The 500-nt window shown below is 62.0% G+C and carries 1 protein-coding gene; it reads left to right on the top strand.

The genetic code is table 11. From position 1 onward, the window contains the following. A partial coding sequence (locus tag ACQUSW_RS13710) for a P-type ATPase actuator domain-containing protein (protein WP_489672327.1) occupies positions 1 to 500 on the top strand: 500 nt, incomplete at both ends.

The raw sequence follows: 500 nt of genomic DNA, 5'->3' as shown, positions 1-500 counted from the left end.
GGTATCGCCGCGTCCTTCGGGTGGGCTGTCGTCACGCTCCTCTTCGGGGTTGGGGTCGAAGGCGCCGGGTACTGGCTTGGATTCGGCATCGCACCTGAGGGCGCGAACTCGATCTACCTCGATGTTGCCGCGGGAATGACGACGTTCCAGCTCGCAGGCCGTTACTTTGAAACCCGATCCAGGCGCAAAGCCGGTGATGTACTCGGAGCGCTCAACCAGCTCGCCTCCACCCATGTTCGTATCGCGCAGGACGGTGAGGAAAGTATCCGTCCCGCGTCGGAGCTCCAGGTTGGCGATGTGTTCGTTGTGCTTCCCGGCGAGACGATTCCTGCTGATGGCACAATCATTACTGGCACAGCGGCTGTAGACACGAGCATGCTCACGGGTGAGCCGCTACCGGCGGACGTTGCCTCAGGGGAATCTGTGGTTGGCGGCACAATCAGTACAAATGGCAGGCTCGAAGTGCAGGCGACCTCCGTTGGCGCGCATACGCAGCTCGC

The organism is Microbacterium luticellae, from assembly GCF_050408645.1.
GTDB lineage: Bacteria > Actinomycetota > Actinomycetes > Actinomycetales > Microbacteriaceae > Microbacterium.
Note: the sequence above shows the minus strand (reverse complement) of the source record. Positions and strands in the feature narration are given on the sequence as shown.